A 16,444-nucleotide genomic window follows, 5' to 3' on the forward strand; every position below is an offset into this window, starting at 1 on the left:
ATGGACTCCTTGACCCAGATCGTACTTGGTGGCGCGGTAGCCGCTGCCATCGCTCCGCCCGGCCATCGCCGTGCGGCTCTGCTGGCCGGCGCGGCGCTGGGCACCCTGCCAGACCTGGACGCGCTCTGGCTTGGCTTTACCGCCAGCGACCCGGTGGCGAACATGGTCGAGCACCGCAGCTTCAGCCATTCGCTGCTGGTGCTGCCGTGGGTGGCGGCGCTGATCTGGTGGTTGTTCAAACGCTTCGGCCATGGGCGCGTGGCGCAGTCGCCGGTGCGCTGGTTCTGGGCGATCCAGCTGGCACTGGTCACCCATCCGCTGCTGGACGCATTCACCGTTTACGGCACGCAGTTGTGGTGGCCGCTGCAGCCGCATCCTGCGATGGGCTCCAGTGTGTTCATCATCGATCCGGCCTACACGGTGTGGCTGCTGCTGGGCTGCGTGCTGGCCTGGTTCGGTCGCGCGCGGCCGTGGGCCGGCAAGGTGCTGGGCGTGGCGCTGCTGGTCAGCAGTGCGTACCTGGGCTGGGGGCTGGTGGCCAAGGCGCAGGTGGACAAGGCCGCGCAACAGAGCCTGGCTGCGATGGGGCTGGGCGATGCGCCGCGCTTCTCGGTACCGATGCCCTTCAACACCCTGTTGTGGCGGGTGGTAGCGATGACGCCCAGCGGCTATGTGGTGGGTGACCGTTCGCTGCTGGCCGATAGCGGTCCGATGCAGTTCGAAGGGCATGCGTCGAACGTGCAGGCGCTGCGCGAGGCGGCGGATGTGCCTGCGGTGCAGCGCCTGCAATGGTTCAATCGCGGCTTCATGCGCGCGCAGGTGGTGGACGGCGCACTGGTGCTGAGCGACCTGCGCATGGGCCTGGAACCGGACTACACCTTCAACTTCGCCGTGGCCCGGCAGGTGGATGGGCAGTGGCAGCCGATGGTGCCCGAGCAGCGGCGTACCGACTACAGCAGCCCGCAGGCGCGGGCCGAGATGAAGGGCCGGCTGGCGGCCATGTGGCAGCGCATCTGGCACCCACAGTAGATCCACGCCACGCGTGGATGGGGGCTCAATAGACTGTGGCGCGGCCCTGCACGAACGAATAGAAGAACACCGCGTTGGGGTCGTTCTGCACCAGCCGGAACTCGCGGCGCATGCCTTCCACGGTGTCCTCGTCCACCGCACCGGCCTGCAGCAGCTGGTCGGCGGCCGACAGCAGCAACTGTTCCCAGAACGCGATCATGGTCTTGCGGCGCGCCGGTTCGCGGTTGTCCAGGTGGATGGTCTTGATCTCGGTATGCACGTCGCGGAAACCGCCGGCCAGCAGCAGGTTGCCCAGCTTGGCGCCCACGAACGGGTCGCCGCCGTGGTCGTACTGGAAATCATTGAAGGCCATCCAGTAGCGCCAGATGTGCGGCGAATACGGATCGAGCAGGAACGAGGCGTTCATCACTTCGGTGATGTACACCGGTGAGCCCGGCGCCAGCACGCGGCGCACTTCGCTCAGCACGCGGGCAGGCGAGGGCACGTGCTCAAGCACCCAGCACAGGAACGCCGAATCGAAGCTGCGTGCCTCGAACGGCAATTCGCCGGCATCGGCCTGCTGCAGGGTGTAGCGGTCGCTGCACCATGGCGTGCGTGCCAGGTTTTCGCGCGCCGTGGCCAGCTGGGCCTCGCTCAGGTCCACGCCGGTCACGTGCAGGTCGGGGAAGCGGCGCAGCAGGATCTCGGTCTGCGCACCTACGCCGCTGCCCACTTCCAGCAGGCGGCGGGCACCGCTGTAGTCGATCTGGCCGAAGATGCTCGATTCCAGCAGGCGCGCCTGGGTCATCAGGCGCTGTTGTTCGGTGCCGGAAAAACCGTGCAGATAGGTGGGGGAAGAGATCGGCGGGGTCATGGTGTGCTCTTGTAGAGTCGAGCTTGCTCGACTATTCGGGAAAGCCAGTCGAGCAAGCTCGACTCTACGGGGTGGGGCCGTCACCCGCTAACGACGGGGCTGGCGCGGTCAGGCGGCTGTGGGCATGGCCGGCTCCCCGGCGATCAGGCGGTCGAAGTATTCGGCCGTCAGTGCGATCTGGCTGTCCGGGTCCTCGGCGCGGTTCACCACGGCGCGGAACGCCGCGTTCTCCGGACGATCCTTGGCATACCAGCCCAGGTGCTTGCGGGCGATGCGCACGCCCTGCGGTTCGCCGTAGAACGCGTGCAGCGCATGCAGGTGGCCCAGCAGGATGTCGCGCACTTCGGCCAACGACGGCGGCGGCAGCTCCTGGCCGGTGGCCAGATAGTGCGCCACTTCGCGGAAGATCCACGGCCGGCCCTGCGCGGAACGGCCGATCATCACCGCGTCCACGCCGGTCTGCTGCAGCACCTGCGCGGCCTTCTGCGGCGAATCGATATCGCCATTGGCGATCACCGGAATGCGCAGCGCGGCCTTGATCTCGGCAATGGTGCTGTACTCGGCCTGGCCGGTGTAATGCTGGTCGCGGGTGCGGCCGTGCACCGCCAGCGCGGCAATGCCACTGTCCTCGGCAATGCGCGCAATCAGCGGGCCATTGCGATGGTCGCAGTCCCAGCCGGTGCGGATCTTCAGGGTGACCGGCACTGGCACCGCATTCACCACCGCCTCCAGGATGCGCGCCACCAACGCCTCGTCGCGCATCAGCGCCGAGCCGGCCCAGGCATTGCATACCTTCTTGGCCGGGCAGCCCATGTTGATGTCGATGATCTGCGCGCCGTGGTCGACGTTGTAGCGGGCGGCCTCGGCCAGCTGCTGCGGCTCGGTGCCGGCAATCTGCACGCTGATCGGCGCCGGCTCACCGTCGTGGTCCATGCGGTGGATCGATTTGCGCGTGTTCCAGAAGCGCGGGTCGCTGATGGTCATTTCCGAGGCAGCCAGACCCGCGCCCAGCCGTTTGCACAGCAGGCGGAAAGGCTTGTCGGTGACGCCGGCCATGGGCGCCAGCACGACGTTGGGGGCAATGGTGTACGGGCCGATCTGCATGTGCCCATTGTAGGGCGCGGGCGGGACGAAGACCCGGCGATACGGGCGCCCATTCAGGCCGATCCGGACCGAGGTCATGCCGGACGGGAATCAGCAGATGCTTGACGGTTGCTTCCGCCGCCCCAAGGGCTGGGGCATGGTGGGCGGCTGGGCCAGGCGCCAACGCCCATCCACGCCCATCCACGCATGGCGTGGATCTACTGCCCCTGCAGCCCGATCAGGGTGGGCGGCGGGACACAAAAAACCCCGGGCATTGGCACGCCCGGGGTTCTCATCCACGCATCGCGTGGATCTACAGGTCTGCCGGAGTGAAGCGCGGCATGGCCGCTGCGGCGCCTTCCTTTTCGGTGGAACGGCCGGCGAACTGGTTGGCGAAACGCACGTGGCGGGCGAACGCGGCTTCCGGTGCCTGGGCCATCGAGGCGGCCAGGGCACCGTTGAAGGCATCACCGGCACCGGTGGTGTCGATGGCCTGCACCTGCTCGGCACCGACGCGGTAATACGGCTGGGTATCACCGCGCAGGTTCTCGTCGGCATGCGATACGAACACGCCCACCGCACCCAGGGTGACCACCACGGTGCCGTTGCCCACCAGCTTGCGGCACAGCGCATGCAGGCTCGCACCATCCAGCGCGGCCACGTCGTCGGCGTCCACGCGTTCGCCCACGTGCCGGCCGAGCAGGGCGGCGAACTCGGTTTCGTTCGGGGTGATCACATCGGCCAGCTTCAGCAGGCCGATGGTGGACGGTGCATCCGCCGGGGCAGCATTGAGCACCGTGGTCACACCGGCTTCGCGGGCCGCGGCCAAGGCTGCTTCGATGGTCTGCACCGGCGATTCCAGCTGCACCAGCACCACCTTGGCGTTGGCCAGCACCGATTGCTGCTGCAGGAACCCGGTGCTCAGGGCGGCATTGGCGCCGGGGCCGATGACGATGGTGTTGCGGCCACGGGCATCCACATAGATGCCGGCGGTACCGGTCGGCTCGGCGCTGGCTTCGGCAATCAGGGCGAAGCCGTCCTGCGCGGCCAGGTCACGGGCCATGGCGCCACCGGCGTCGTCGCCCAGCGCGCACAGGAAGTGCGTGTCGGCACCGGCACGGCTGGCGGCTACGGCCTGGTTGAAGCCCTTGCCACCGGGGCCGGTGCTGTAACGGCCGGCAATGGTCGCACCCGGTGCCGGCAGTGCTTCGCACCGCCACACGTGATCGACATTGAAGGAACCGACGACAACGACACTGCTGCTCATAGGGAATCTTTTCTCAAACAGGGGTTCAGCTGAAATGGGTCAGCACGCCGGCGATGGTGGCCGTCATGAAGGTAGCGATGGTACCGCCCAGCACCGCGCGCAGGCCGAACTTGGCCAGGTCGTGGCGACGTTCCGGGGCCAGGCCACCGATGCCACCGATCTGGATGGCGATCGAGCTGAAGTTGGCAAAGCCACACAGCGCATAGGTCGCGATCAGGCGGCCTTCGTCGGACAGGCTCACGCCGGCCACCTGGCCGTTCACGATCTGCGACAGCTCGGTGTAGGCCACGAACTCGTTGATCACGACTTTCTGGCCGATCAGCGAGCCCACCGTGGTGGCGTCGGCCCACGGGGTGCCGATCACCCAGGCAATCGGGGCCAGCACGTAACCGAAGATGGTGGACAGGTTGGTCGGCTTGCCGATGGCGGCAGCCAGGCCGGTCACATCACCGATCCAGGTCAGCGGGGCATTCAGCAGGGCGATCAGGGCGATGAAGGCCAGCAGCATGGCGCCGATGTTCAGGGCCAGCTTCAGGCCATCACCGGCGCCTGCGGCCGCCGCGTCGATGATGTTGCTGGAGGTCTTTTCGACTTCCATCTTCACCGTGCCGCGGGTCAGCGGGGTGCCGGTTTCCGGAATCAGCAGCTTGGCCACCACCAGGGTGGCCGGGGCGGCCATGATGCTGGCGGCCAGCAGGTGCTTGGCGTAGAACGCCTGCTGCACCGGGTCGCCACCGCCGAGCATGCCCACGTAGGCGGCCAGCACGCCGCCGGCGATGTGGGCCATGCCGCCGATCATCATGGTCAGCAGCTCGGACTGGGTCATCTTCGGAATATACGGGCGCACGGTCAGCGGCGCCTCGGTCTGGCCAATGAACACGCTGGCGCAGACGCTGGTGGTTTCAGCGCCGGACACGCGCATCACCTTGGTGATCGACCACGCCATCACGCGCACGATGCCCTGCATGATGTTCAGGTGGTACATCACGCCCATCAGCGCCGAGAAGAAGATGATGGTCGGCAGCACCTGGAAGGCGAAGATGAAGCCGTAATTCTGGGTGTCCATCAACGAGCCGAAGATGAAGCCCGAGCCTTCATTGACGAAGCTCAGCACCTTCACGAAGCCCTTGCCCAGCGCATCGAACACGTCACGGCCGCCCGGTACCAGGATCACCAGCGCCGCAAACGCGATCTGCAGGGTGATACCGGTGACGACCAGCTTCCAGTCCACCGCGCGCTTGTTGTTGGAAAACAGCCAGGTGATGCCGATCAGCACCGCCAACCCGAACAGGCCGAAGCCGATCCTGCCCAAACCTTCGACCATGTGGTGACTCCCCTGGGGCGTCGCGAAAAACGGGAAGCCTAGTGCAGGGCAGGGGCCGGAGCAAGGAAAAGCCGCCTGCCGGTTCCCATCGGCACCGAACAAGCCAGCAACGGCAAGGGCTTGGCCGTTGGCAGGGCAGGTAGAATGGGGGCTCGATCCCGGCCCGGATGCGGGCCTGCAGCAGGAGATTGTCATGCTCTACCGTCGCCTGGGCTCCACCGGCCTGCCGATTTCCGCCCTGTCCTTTGGCGCCTGGGTGACCTTCGGCGATCAGGTTGCCCGTGACGAGTCGCGCAACCTGGTGGCCGCCGCCTGGGACCATGGCATCAACTTCTTCGACAATGCCGAGGGCTATGCCAACGGCCGTGCCGAGCAGGTGATGGGTGATGTGATCGCCGACCTGCGGCTGCCGCGCGACGGCTTCTGTGTGTCCAGCAAGGTGTTCTTCGGCAGCGCCAAGGACCCGCGGCCGACCCAGCGTGGCCTGTCACGCAAGCATGTGACCGATGCCTGCCATGCAGCGCTGAAGCGCCTGCGGGTGGACTATCTGGACCTTTATTACTGCCACCGGCCGGATCCGGATGCGCCCATCGCCGAGACCGTGCACGCCATGGATACCCTGGTGCGGCAGGGCAAGGTGCTGTACTGGGGCACATCGGAATGGTCGGCGGCGCAGATCCAGCAGGCGCTGGAGGTGGCGGCGCGGCACAACCTGCAGGGGCCGTCGATGGAGCAGCCGCAGTACAACCTGCTGCACCGTGAGCGGGTCGAAGTGGAATACGCCCCGCTGTACGACGCGCCGGGGCTGGGCACCACCATCTTCTCGCCGCTGGCCTCCGGGTTGCTGAGCGGCAAGTACGACGAGGGCATTCCGGCCGACGCGCGCCTGGGCCGTGACGGCATGGGCTGGCTGCAGGACCTGGTGCTGGGCGACAACGCCGCCGCGCGCATGGCCCAGGTACGCCGTTTCAGCCAGGTCGCCCGCGAGCTGGGGCATGCCCCGGCCAGCTTGGCCATTGCCTGGTGCCTGCGCAACCCGAACGTGTCCAGCGTGATCCTCGGCGCCAGCCGGGTGCCGCAGCTGCTGCAGAACCTGCAGGCGCTGGATGTACTGGCGCAGATGGACGAGGCCGGCTGGGCACGGGTGGAAGCCGCGTTCGTCTGACCGCCCGGGTGGCGCCGAACCTGCGCGCCATGCCTTTGGTAGCGTCGAGCTTGCTCGACGGCTCCCGGCTTTTCGTAGCGTCAAGCTTGCTCGACTGCTCCTGAGCAAAAGCAGTCGAGCAAGCTCGGCCCTGCTAGTTCGATAGCTCATATCTATTGATTTTCGCAATTCAATAGATAATCGCATTGCCCGAAATGAGAATGGTTGTTGATTGTTAACTGAGAAGCATTATCATCTATCGCGTCCCTCGCACGAGTCCAGACGCTCATGAATGCTCAACCTGTACTGCTGCGCCCCGAAACGCTGACCCTCCGCGACCGCCCGGTGCGTGCCGTTCCCGCCGAAGAGGTCATCGACAGCGAAGCCCTGCTCAAGGGCCGTCGTGAAATCCTGATCCAGCACGGCGACCGCTTCTATCGGCTGCGCCACACGAGCAACGACAAGCTGATCCTGACCAAGTAACGCGGCCCGGTCGCCCGCACCCCTCCCACCTGCCGCCCGCTGGCAGGGTGGGCGACCTGTCCGCACCTGCTCTCTCACCCTCGGCTGTCCGTGCACGTTCTGCGTGCCGGTGGCCGGGGGTTCCCCTGTGTGCCCGACGACCCAAGACCGATGACCCGCCAGACCGCCCTGTCGATCGCCCTGTGGATGGCCCTGCCGCTGTCCGCCCATGCCGCCGCCGAAGCCGATGCCGCGCACGATGCGCGCGAATTCGACCGCGTGCAGGTTACCGCCACGCGCACCGAACGCGCGGTGAGCGATGTGGCCGCCACGGTGGATGTGATCGACCGCGAGCAGATGGACCGCCACCTGGTGCAGGACCTGCAGGACCTGATCCGCTACGAACCTGGCCTGTCGGCCAGCCGCAGCGCCACCCGCTTCGGCCTGGGCAGCATCCGCATCCGTGGCCTGGACGGCAACCGCGTGCGCATCCAGACCGACGGCATCGCCATGCCGACCAGTTTCAGCATCGGCTCGTTCTCCAACGCCAACCGCAACTTCACCGATCTGGACACGCTCAAGCGCGTGGAGATCGTGCGTGGGCCGGCCAGCTCGCTGTACGGCTCGGACGCGCTGGGCGGCGTGGTGGCCTTCGTCACCAAGGACCCCACCGACTACCTGAAGGACGGCAAGAACAGCTACGTGGGCCTGAAGTTCGGCTACGACGGTGAGTGGCAGGGCCTGCTGGGCGGGATCACCATGGCGTTCGGCGGCGACCGCTGGAGCGGCATGGTCAACATCAACCATCGCCAGGGCCAGGAAGCGGACAACCAGGGCGACGTGCGCAGCAGCAACAACACCCGCACCGCAGCCAACCCGCAGGACCGCGATGGCCGCAGCGGCCTGGCCAAGCTGGTGTTCGCGCCCAGCGCGGACCAGCGCTTCCGCCTGACCGTGGAAGGCAATGAAGACAGCACCGATACCGATGTGCTGTCGCTGATCGACCGCACCACGACCACCGGTATGAAGGCGCGCGACACGCAGGAACGTACGCGCGTGTCCTTCGCCCATGAAATGGATGCGCTGGACAAGGCCTTCGCCGACAGCCTGCACTGGCAGGTCTACAGCCAGCACAGCGAAACCACCCAGATCACCGACGAAGACCGGGCCAACCGCACGCGCCGCCACCGCGAGTTCAACTTCGACCAGCAGGTGTACGGCCTGCAGGCGCAGTTCAACAAGGCCTTCAGCACCGGCAGCGTCGAACACGCGCTGACCTACGGCTTCGACGGCGCGCGCACCGAGATCCGGCAGAAGCGCGATGGCTACCAGGTGCTGGCCAACGGCCAGATGACCAGCACGCTGCTGCCCGATGTGTTCCCGGTGCGTGATTTCCCGATCAGCAGGACCACCGAACTGGGCCTGTACGCACAGGATGAAATGCGCATGGCCGGGGGCAAGCTGTCGCTGGTGCCGGGCGTGCGCGTGGACCGCTACGAGCTGAAGCCGGACGTGGATACGATCTTCGCCGAGGATAATCCCGGCGTTGCGGTCACCACGCTGGAAAAGACCAGCGTCTCGCCCAAGCTGGGCATGGTCTATCGCTTCACCGATGCCTGGTCGTTGTTTGCCGGCTACTCGCGCGGTTTCCGCTCGCCGCCCTACAACGACGTCAACCTGGGCTTCACCAACTTCGCCTTCGGCTACACCGCCATTCCCAACCCGGATCTGAAGCCGGAAACCAGTGATGGCGTGGAACTGGGCCTGCGCTTCCTGTCGCCGGCGGCGTACGTCAGCCTGAGCGGCTACTACAACGATTACAAGGATTTCATCGAATCGCAGTCGCTGGTCGGTACCAATGCGCAGGGCCTGATGGTGTTCCAGTCGCGCAACATCGCCGACGCGCGCATCTACGGCGCCGAACTGAAGGCCGGCGTGGACTTCGGCCAGATCAGTCCGGCGCTGCAGGGCTGGGCGCTGCGCAGCGCGGTGGCCTGGTCGCGCGGTGACAACAAGACCGAAGACACCCCGCTGGATTCGGTGGACCCGATGCGCGGCACGGTCGGCCTGATGTACGACACCGATACCTGGGGCGTGGAACTGGCCGGTACCTTCGTCAAGCGCAAGGACCGGGTCGCCTCGGCCACGGTCTATCGCCCGGCCGGCTACGGCGTGGCCGACCTGATGGCGCACTGGAACTTCGCCCCGGGCGCCACCTTCAACGTGGGCGTGTTCAACCTGGGCGACAAGCGCTACATCGACTGGTCCAACGTTGGCTCGACCCTGTCGGCCAGCAGCAGCGTGCTGGACCGCTATACCAGCCCCGGCCGCACGCTGTCGGCCAGCCTTGCCGTTTCCTGGTGAATCCCATGAGCCGAGCCCTGTCTGCACGTCGTCTGTCGTCGTCCCTGCCGCGGGTGCCGCTGCAGGTCTGGCCCACGCCGGCGCAGCTGGCTGCGCTCGGCACCGTGCTGTGCCTGTACCACGCCGATGGCAGCGAGATCGGTGGCTGGCGCCAGGCCGTTTCAGTGCACGCCTGCCAGGGCGTGGACAGCGAAGGCCTGCGCGAAAGTCTGTGTTTCCTCGACGCCCGTGGCCGCTGCGTATGGCGCCTGTACCTGCTGCCGGACAGTGATTTCCTGGCCTGGGACCGGCTGGTGGCGGCGTTGCCGTCAGCGCCGCCGCGCGATGCCGATGGCAGCGTCGGTGAACGGCTGTGGCGACGCCTGGCCGGCCACCTCGGCGGCCAGCGCTGGCGCCTGTGCGCACTGCGCCTGCATGCGGCCGAAGAGGGCCGCACGTTGGCCGCCAGCCTGTCCACGCTGTCCTCGCTGGGGGCGGCCACCGCGCGCCGCATCGCCCGCCTGGAAGGTGCCGAGGGCGAACTGGCCATCGACGACTGCTGCTGCGCCGACGCCGCCCGTCGCCCGGCCCCGCGTGCGCCGGACGATCTGCCGCTGGTGCGCCTGTAAGCGCTCCACCCGCACCGCTCCTGATGGAACGACTGCTGGCCACGGACGGCCTCTCCAAGACCCTGTAGAGCCCAAGGACCCTTCAATGAAGTTGCAGACAGCCAGTGCGATGCTGCTGCTCGCCGCCAACGGCGCAGCCCACGCCCAGCCCTCCGACATTGCCCGCGACCGCGCCAGCATCCTGGTCATGCAGGGTGAGTACACGGTTGATTTCGCCTTCGATGAAACCGTCTTGCTGAAGCCCGGCTACGAGCGGGCACCGGCCATGCGCAGCGGCGGCAATGAAGTGGTGGTGGTGGTGGAAGACAGCCCCCGGCGCGTGGTGCTGCAGCACCTGCTGCTGGATGAAAAGAGCGGCCACGTCACCAAGCACTGGCGGCAGGACTGGGTGTACGAAGCGCCGAACCGCTTCGAGTTCAGTGCCGAACAGACCTGGCAGGTGCGTGCCATTCCGGCCGCGCAGAACCAGGGCGCCTGGACCCAGTGCGTGTACGAAGTGAGCGATGCCCCGCGTTACTGCGGCACCGGCCGCTGGAGCTACGACAACAACGTGCCGACCTGGACCAGCGATCTGAGCTGGCGCCCATTGCCGCGCCGCGAGTACACCAAGCGCAGCGACTACAACGCGCTGGCGGTGATCAACCGCCACACCCTGGCCCCGAACGGCTGGACCCACGAGCAGTTCAACACCAAGGTGCAGCGCAACGCCGACGGCAGCCAGGTGGAGATCGCCCGCGAGTTCGGTTTCAACGACTACATCAAGACCACCGAGGTCGACTTCACCCCGGCCCGCGACTACTGGAAGGCCACCGCCGGTTACTGGGGCAAGGTCCGCCAGCGCTGGGACGGCTTCCTTGGCCAGGCCCCCGGCGTGCACCTGAAGACCAAGCTGGACGGCATGGCGATGATCATCCCGCTGTTCACCCAGGCCCAGGACATCCAGGACGGGAAGAAGGTGAAGGACGCGCAGATTGACGAGGTCTTCGCCAAGTACGTGGAAAAAGCGCCCTTGTAGAGTCGAGCCATGCTCGACTGCCTCGGCCAGGCACCGCATCCACGCATGGCGTGGATCTACCTGCGCTTCTGGTGGGTGCCGAGCTTGCTCGGCACGCTTCCCTTGCGGTCGTGCGAGATGCGAAATGGCATGACGCATCTCGCCACAATGTGTCGGAAAACCCGCTGCGGCCTTCGCCATGCGATAGGGTGGCTGCCCACCCACCGCCTGTTCATTCGATGAAGCTCTCTGCCCTTTGCAGCCAGCTGTTGTCTGACGAAGCCTGCGATGACATCGACAGTTTCTTCCTGGATATCGATGATTTCGAAGAAGTGCCGCTCGTTTCGCGCGAGAGCCGGATCGAGGGGGGGCTGGAGCGTCTGGGGCCGCGAGGGACGTCGGCCTATCTGCTCAGCCTCTGCACCCACGTGCTTTCAACCGTCCGAATTGCCTGCACCGTGCGCAATCCCGCCGGTGCGGAGCTGTTCCTCGCGCTGAGCTTTACCGTCTTCGATCTGCACGCGGAATCGGGGGTGCTCCTGCCCAACGTTTTCTACTATCCGGGTTCGGACGGCGTGGCCTTCGGTAGCCGCCGCTGGCGCGACTGTGGAAGGATGGCTTCGGCTGAAATCGAAGTGGTGCGCTCCACGTTCGAAGATGCTGGCCTGCGTGCAGGCTTCCGCTTCTGCGAAAGCCGGAGCGAGGGCCCCGCGGGCAGCGACGTGGTTCGCGTCTTCGCGCTTCCCGTGTTTGAGAATGAGGTCCGCTGATGCCGTTGGCAGTACATCGCAGCTTCGAAGCCTATCTGTCTGATCCCCAGGTCTACGATCGTTTCGAACAGCATGTCCTCGACCACTTCATGGCGGCAATCGGCGCTGCCGGGCTGCGCGCGGAAGACTTCCGCAGCCCGCATTACAACGTGTTCTTCGCCGATGGTACGAAAGACCGCGAAGCCAACCCCATCTTCTCCGCCAAGCACCTGCCCAGCGGCAACATCGTCCGCATCGTCATTTTCGAAAGCCACCCGGAGTACACCGAAGTCCACAACCGGGTAGGGGATGACAATGCCAACGACGAGCTCTGCGTGTTCACCACCCTGTCGGGCATGGAGCGGGCGATGGACCGGACCGTGGCGTGGGCCACCGCAGCCAATAGGTAGATCCACGCCACGCGTGGATGCCCCGCACTCAGGATACCGGCCCGCCCAACGTGCTCAGGTCCAACCCCGCGTCCTGGAACGCACGCAGGGTGGCCTGCAGGCTCGCCTGGTCATCGCGCGTGCGCACGCCCTTGATGGCTTCGCGGCAGCGCACGCGGTCGGTGCTGCACGCGGTGCGGTCGGGCAGCAGCAGTGCGGTCTGCGCGACCAGGATCGCCATGTGCGCCACTTCCTTCCGCGGTTTCGGTTGGCCCTGGTAGAACCGGTCGAACTCCACACGCAGCCCGGCCAGGACCTCGGCATCGCTGCGCGTGCGCGCCCCGTCGGTGGTGACCAGGTAGGTCGGGTGGCCCTCGTGGAAGGCGCGCACCTCATCGGCCAGCACCGTTTCCAGCACGAAGGCCTGTACCGGGTCCGGGACCAGGCCCGGCGCAGTGCGGGCAGATGCGGCCGGCATCGCCAGCAGCAGTGGCACGCCGACCAGAAGGACGCGCAGGCAGAAGCCGTAGTTCATTCCTATTCCTTGAACATCAGAAACGCGGCTACCACGATCAACCCGAACGCGGCCCAGTGGTTCCACTTCAGCGGCTGGTCCAGGTAGAACGCGGAAAACACTGCGAACACCAGCAGGGTGATCACTTCCTGCATGCCTTTCAGCTGCGGCGCCGAGTACACCGCGCTGCCGAGGCGGTTGCCCGGCACCTGCAGGCAGTATTCGAAGAAGGCGATGCCCCAGCTGACCATGATGACCAGCATCAGCGGCGCGCTCTTGTACTTCAGATGGCCGTACCAGGCAAAGGTCATGAATACGTTGCTGGCGACCAGCAACAGCACCGGGTACAGGTAAGCGGTGAACGGCATCGGCATACGACCTGGGGGAAAGGCGACAAGCATACGCAGCGCGGCGTGGACTGCACATCCACGCCGCGCGGCCGCCGCTCAGGCCTCGCGCAGGGCCAGTGCCGGCGGCGTGTGCAGGATGCGCCGGGTGCCCCACCAGCCCGCCAGCAGACTCAGGCCGATGCCCAGCACGCCGCCCAGCAGCAGGCCCGGCCACGGCGGCAGCAGCGGCAGTTCGAACACCTTCTGCGAGACCAGCAGGCCGATGGCCGCCGCCGCGCCCACCGCCAGCGTGGCGGCCAGGGTGCCCAGCGCACCGAATTCCACCAGCACCGCACCGCGCAGCTGGCGGCGGGTGGCGCCCAGGGTGCGCAGCACCGCGCTGTCGTACCGCCGCTCGCCGGCGGTGGCCTGCAGGGCTGCCAGCAGTACCAGCACGCCGGCCAGCAGGCTGAACACCATCACCAGCTGCACCGCCTGCGCGACGCGGTTCATCACATCGCGGACCTGCGAAATCACCGCGTCCACATCCAGCAGGGACAGGTTGGGCTGCGCCCGGACCAGCTCACCCAGACCCGCGGCCTGGCCGGCGGGCAGATGGAAGGCCGACAGCAGGTTGTGCGGGGTATCGCCCACCGCGTTGGGGTTCAGCAGCACGAAGAAGTTGGGCCGGAACGTGTTCCAGTCGGCCTTGCGGATGCTGGTGACGGTGAACTCGCGCCGCTGCTCACCGACGGCAATGGTGATGCGATCGCCCAGATGCGCGCCATAGCGCCGCGCCCAGCCGATCTCCACCGAGGCCTCCGGCGTGGTGCTGTCGGCTTTCCAGAACGTGCCGCCGAGCAGGGTGTTGGCCGGTGGGAAGGTGCTGCGCCAACTGAAGTTCAGCGGGCGGTTCTCGTCGTCGTCCTCACGCGGGCCATTGTTGGCTCCGTTGCCTCCGGCAGCGGCCTGGTCCACGCGCAGCGGCGGCTTGCCGTTGATCGCGATCAGGCGGCCGGTGGCCATCGGCTCGATGCTGGCGTCGTGCGCGCCCAGGCCACGCAGCGAGGCCAGCACGCCGTCACGCTGTTCGGGCTGGATGTTGATCAGGAAATAGTTGGGGGTGTCGGCCGGCAGGCGCTCGCGCCATTGCTGCAGCAGGCCCGGTCCGGTTACCGCCAGCAACAGCAGCGCGCACAGTGACAGCGACAGGCCCACCAGCTGCATCACGGCCAACAGGCGGCGCCGGGTCAGTGCGGCCAGGCCCAGCCGCCAGTTGCCGTGCAGGCGGTGCTGCAGGCCGCGCAGCACCTGCAGCAGGGCAAAGCCGAGCACGCCGGCAGCCAGGGCCAGCGCGGCCAGCCCGCCCAGCACCCACAGCGCCAGTTTCAGATCGCCGGTGACCTGCACCGCCAGCAACAGGCTGGCGCCCAGCGCGGCCACATAGGCCAGCAGCGAGGTCGGTGGCAGTGCGGCGAACGAGCGGTTCAGCACGCGCATCGGCGGCACCCCGCGCAGGCGCAGCAGCGGCGGCAGGCCGAAGCCGAACAGCAGCAGCAGGCCAATGCCGGCGCCGGTCAGTGCCGGGGTGGCTTCGGGCAGGGGCAGGCGCTGTGGCACCAGACTGCCCAGTGCCTGCACCAGGCCTTCCTGCGCGGCCATGCCCAGGGCAATGCCGACGGCACAGGCCGGCACCGCCAGCATCAGCAACTGCAGGGCCAGGCCCAGCAGGATGTCGCGCTGGCGTGCGCCCAGGCAGCGCAGCACGGCCACCTGGTCGATGCGGCGAAGGGCGAAGCGGTTGGCGGCCAGCGCAGTGGCCACGCCGGCCAGCAGCACCGCCAGCAGCGCGCTCAGGCCAAGGAAACGGCCCGCCAGATCGAAGGCCTGGCGCACTCCGCGCTGGGTGTCATCCACGCTCAGCACGCGCATGCCCTTGGTCTGTGGCAGCAGCCACTGCCGGAACGCATCGATCTGCGCCGGTTCACCGGCGAACATCAACCGGTAGTTGATGCGGCTGCCCGGACCGAGCAGGCCCGTACCGTCCACGTCGGCGCGGTTCACCAGCAGGGTAGGGGACAGCGTCAGCAGGTCGCCGCCGGTATCGGGCTCGGCCTCGATGATGCCGGCGATGCGCAGCGTGCCCGCACCGAATTCCAGATCGTCGCCGGCCTTCAGGCCCAGCGCCTGCAGCAGCCGTGGGTCGGCGTAGGCCTGGCCCTTCGGCGGCATGCCGGCGCGCTCGATCGGGGCCCCGCCGGGGGTGGCGCGCACGCGCAGGCTGCCGCGCAGCGGGTAGCCCGCTTCCACTGCCTTGATGCTGGCCATCTGGCTGGCATCGCCCTGGAACAGCACGCTGCCGAAGCCGGCAATACGGGTATGGGCCAGACCGCGCCGCTGCGCTTCCTCGGCGAAGGCGGCCGGCGGTTCGTTGCGGCTGCCCACGCCCAGGTCGCCGCCCAGCATTTCCGCCGCACTGCCGGTCAGGGCCAGATTCACCCGGTTCACCAGCGTGCCCACCGCGGTCATCACCGCCACGCCCAGTACCAGCGCGGCGAACACGGTCAGCAGGTCGCCGGCCAGCGCCTCGCGGCGCAGCGCACGCCAGGCATGGCGCAGCAGGTTCATGCGTGCGCCTCGTGGGCGACATCCTGCAGGCGGCCGTTGTCGATGCGGTGGATGTGCTGGCAGCGCTGCGCCAGGCGCAGGTCGTGGGTCACCAGCACCAGGGTGGTGCCACTGCTCGCATTGAGTTCGAACAACAGGTCGCTGATGTGCTGGCCGGTGGCCTGGTCCAGCGAGCCGGTGGGCTCATCGGCGAACAGGATGCGCGGCCGGCTGACGAAGGCGCGGGCCAGGGCCACGCGCTGCTGCTCGCCGCCGGACAGCTGGCGCGGGTAGTGGCGGGCACGATGGGCCAGGCCCACTGCCTGCAGTACCTGCTGCACGCGGGCCGGGTCTTCGCGGCCGGCCAGTTCCAGCGGCAGGGCCACGTTCTCGGCGGCGGTCAGCGCCGGCAGCAGGTGGAAGCTCTGGAACACGAAGCCCACCTCGCGCGCGCGCAGCTGCGCCCGGGCCTCTTCGTCCAGCGCGCCCAGATCCTGCCCGGCTACGCTGATACGGCCGTGGCTGGGCAGGTCCAGCCCAGCAAGCAGTCCCAACAGGGTGGTCTTGCCGGAACCGGAGGCGCCGACAATGGCCACGCTGGTGCCTTCATGGACGGTCAGGGTGATGTTGTCCAGTATGTGGACTTCACCCTCCGGGCCCTGCACGGTTTTGCCGACCTGGTTGACGGCGATGGCGACGGGCGCGCTGCGGGGGGACAGGCTGTCGAT

General features: G+C 67.4%; 16 protein-coding genes. 8 read left to right on the forward strand and 8 right to left on the reverse strand.

All coding sequences use genetic code 11. The annotated features are described in order from the left end of the window. On the forward strand, positions 1 to 1,029 hold the full coding sequence (locus tag RTY46_RS03215; protein ID WP_312706643.1) for a metal-dependent hydrolase: 1,029 nt from the start codon (positions 1 to 3) through the stop codon (positions 1,027 to 1,029). A gap of 25 nt (positions 1,030 to 1,054) precedes the next feature. On the opposite strand, the gene RTY46_RS03220 is transcribed toward RTY46_RS03215, so the two are convergent. The 4 genes from RTY46_RS03220 to RTY46_RS03235 form a co-directional block, all read right to left on the reverse strand. Beyond that, a complete protein-coding gene (locus RTY46_RS03220; RefSeq protein WP_108748562.1) occupies positions 1,055 to 1,882 on the reverse strand; it encodes a class I SAM-dependent methyltransferase in 828 nt (275 codons plus the stop codon). A gap of 108 nt (positions 1,883 to 1,990) precedes the next feature. After that, complete coding sequence (gene dusB / locus RTY46_RS03225; RefSeq protein WP_312706644.1) at positions 1,991 to 2,986, reverse strand: tRNA dihydrouridine synthase DusB; 996 nt, start codon at positions 2,984 to 2,986, stop codon at positions 1,991 to 1,993. Between the two features lie 292 nt (positions 2,987 to 3,278). After that, positions 3,279 to 4,232, reverse strand: a complete 954-nt coding sequence (locus RTY46_RS03230) for a ribokinase (protein ID WP_312706645.1) — start codon at positions 4,230 to 4,232, stop codon at positions 3,279 to 3,281. A 25-nt stretch (positions 4,233 to 4,257) separates the two neighbouring features. Then, entirely contained in the window at positions 4,258 to 5,556 is a 1,299-nt protein-coding gene (locus RTY46_RS03235; RefSeq protein WP_312706646.1) for a nucleoside transporter C-terminal domain-containing protein, read from the reverse strand. 193 nt (positions 5,557 to 5,749) lie between these two features. Between RTY46_RS03235 and RTY46_RS03240 the strand changes: the two genes are divergently transcribed. The 7 genes from RTY46_RS03240 (at position 5,750) to RTY46_RS03270 (ending at position 12,287) form a co-directional block, all read left to right on the forward strand. Then, positions 5,750 to 6,721: an aldo/keto reductase gene (locus tag RTY46_RS03240; RefSeq protein ID WP_312706647.1), complete on the forward strand. Its 972-nt coding sequence runs from the start codon at positions 5,750 to 5,752 to the stop codon at positions 6,719 to 6,721. A 267-nt stretch (positions 6,722 to 6,988) separates the two neighbouring features. Further along, positions 6,989 to 7,183, forward strand: coding sequence for a hemin uptake protein HemP (locus RTY46_RS03245; protein WP_108748566.1), 195 nt, complete (start codon positions 6,989 to 6,991; stop codon positions 7,181 to 7,183). A 150-nt stretch (positions 7,184 to 7,333) separates the two neighbouring features. Beyond that, positions 7,334 to 9,526: a TonB-dependent hemoglobin/transferrin/lactoferrin family receptor gene (locus RTY46_RS03250; RefSeq protein ID WP_312706648.1), complete on the forward strand. Its 2,193-nt coding sequence runs from the start codon at positions 7,334 to 7,336 to the stop codon at positions 9,524 to 9,526. 5 nt (positions 9,527 to 9,531) lie between these two features. Continuing rightward, positions 9,532 to 10,134, forward strand: coding sequence for a Hemin transport protein (locus tag RTY46_RS03255; RefSeq protein WP_108771115.1), 603 nt, complete (start codon positions 9,532 to 9,534; stop codon positions 10,132 to 10,134). Positions 10,135 to 10,219: 85 nt separating this feature from the next. After that, positions 10,220 to 11,149 (forward strand): DUF6607 family protein, encoded by a 930-nt coding sequence (locus RTY46_RS03260; RefSeq protein ID WP_312706649.1) that lies wholly within the window; start codon positions 10,220 to 10,222, stop codon positions 11,147 to 11,149. Positions 11,150 to 11,367: 218 nt separating this feature from the next. Further along, complete coding sequence (locus RTY46_RS03265) at positions 11,368 to 11,898, forward strand: hypothetical protein (protein ID WP_312706650.1); 531 nt, start codon at positions 11,368 to 11,370, stop codon at positions 11,896 to 11,898. After that, positions 11,898 to 12,287, forward strand: a complete 390-nt coding sequence (locus tag RTY46_RS03270; protein ID WP_312706651.1) for a hypothetical protein — start codon at positions 11,898 to 11,900, stop codon at positions 12,285 to 12,287. Before RTY46_RS03265 ends, RTY46_RS03270 begins: the two co-directional genes overlap by 1 nt. Positions 12,288 to 12,315: 28 nt before the next feature. On the opposite strand, the gene RTY46_RS03275 is transcribed toward RTY46_RS03270, so the two are convergent. The 4 genes from RTY46_RS03275 to RTY46_RS03290 form a co-directional block, all read right to left on the reverse strand. Then, positions 12,316 to 12,801: a hypothetical protein gene (locus RTY46_RS03275; RefSeq protein WP_312706652.1), complete on the reverse strand. Its 486-nt coding sequence runs from the start codon at positions 12,799 to 12,801 to the stop codon at positions 12,316 to 12,318. Positions 12,802 to 12,803: 2 nt separating this feature from the next. Continuing rightward, positions 12,804 to 13,154, reverse strand: coding sequence for a DMT family protein (locus RTY46_RS03280; RefSeq protein WP_312706653.1), 351 nt, complete (start codon positions 13,152 to 13,154; stop codon positions 12,804 to 12,806). Between the two features lie 72 nt (positions 13,155 to 13,226). Next, positions 13,227 to 15,737, reverse strand: coding sequence for an FtsX-like permease family protein (locus tag RTY46_RS03285; RefSeq protein WP_312706654.1), 2,511 nt, complete (start codon positions 15,735 to 15,737; stop codon positions 13,227 to 13,229). Further along, on the reverse strand, positions 15,734 to 16,381 hold the full coding sequence (locus tag RTY46_RS03290; protein WP_312706655.1) for an ATP-binding cassette domain-containing protein: 648 nt from the start codon (positions 16,379 to 16,381) through the stop codon (positions 15,734 to 15,736). The genes RTY46_RS03285 and RTY46_RS03290 overlap by 4 nt, the downstream gene beginning before the upstream one ends. Between the last annotated feature and the right edge of the window lie 63 nt (positions 16,382 to 16,444).

The organism is Stenotrophomonas sp., assembly GCF_032056425.1.
In the GTDB taxonomy this organism is placed as follows: Bacteria; Pseudomonadota; Gammaproteobacteria; order Xanthomonadales; family Xanthomonadaceae; genus Stenotrophomonas.

What these genes read in the sequence shown, in the direction of transcription:
- RTY46_RS03215 (WP_312706643.1), top strand. Translation starts at nt 1, where the DNA reads ATGGACTCCTTGACCCAGATCGTACTTGGTGGCGCGGTAGCCGCTGCC.
- RTY46_RS03220 (WP_108748562.1), bottom strand. Translation starts at nt 1,882, where the DNA reads ATGACCCCGCCGATCTCTTCCCCCACCTATCTGCACGGTTTTTCCGGC.
- dusB (WP_312706644.1), bottom strand. Translation starts at nt 2,986, where the DNA reads ATGCAGATCGGCCCGTACACCATTGCCCCCAACGTCGTGCTGGCGCCC.
- RTY46_RS03230 (WP_312706645.1), bottom strand. Translation starts at nt 4,232, where the DNA reads ATGAGCAGCAGTGTCGTTGTCGTCGGTTCCTTCAATGTCGATCACGTG.
- RTY46_RS03235 (WP_312706646.1), bottom strand. Translation starts at nt 5,556, where the DNA reads ATGGTCGAAGGTTTGGGCAGGATCGGCTTCGGCCTGTTCGGGTTGGCG.
- RTY46_RS03240 (WP_312706647.1), top strand. Translation starts at nt 5,750, where the DNA reads ATGCTCTACCGTCGCCTGGGCTCCACCGGCCTGCCGATTTCCGCCCTG.
- RTY46_RS03245 (WP_108748566.1), top strand. Translation starts at nt 6,989, where the DNA reads ATGAATGCTCAACCTGTACTGCTGCGCCCCGAAACGCTGACCCTCCGC.
- RTY46_RS03250 (WP_312706648.1), top strand. Translation starts at nt 7,334, where the DNA reads ATGACCCGCCAGACCGCCCTGTCGATCGCCCTGTGGATGGCCCTGCCG.
- RTY46_RS03255 (WP_108771115.1), top strand. Translation starts at nt 9,532, where the DNA reads ATGAGCCGAGCCCTGTCTGCACGTCGTCTGTCGTCGTCCCTGCCGCGG.
- RTY46_RS03260 (WP_312706649.1), top strand. Translation starts at nt 10,220, where the DNA reads ATGAAGTTGCAGACAGCCAGTGCGATGCTGCTGCTCGCCGCCAACGGC.
- RTY46_RS03265 (WP_312706650.1), top strand. Translation starts at nt 11,368, where the DNA reads ATGAAGCTCTCTGCCCTTTGCAGCCAGCTGTTGTCTGACGAAGCCTGC.
- RTY46_RS03270 (WP_312706651.1), top strand. Translation starts at nt 11,898, where the DNA reads ATGCCGTTGGCAGTACATCGCAGCTTCGAAGCCTATCTGTCTGATCCC.
- RTY46_RS03275 (WP_312706652.1), bottom strand. Translation starts at nt 12,801, where the DNA reads ATGAACTACGGCTTCTGCCTGCGCGTCCTTCTGGTCGGCGTGCCACTG.
- RTY46_RS03280 (WP_312706653.1), bottom strand. Translation starts at nt 13,154, where the DNA reads ATGCCGATGCCGTTCACCGCTTACCTGTACCCGGTGCTGTTGCTGGTC.
- RTY46_RS03285 (WP_312706654.1), bottom strand. Translation starts at nt 15,737, where the DNA reads ATGAACCTGCTGCGCCATGCCTGGCGTGCGCTGCGCCGCGAGGCGCTG.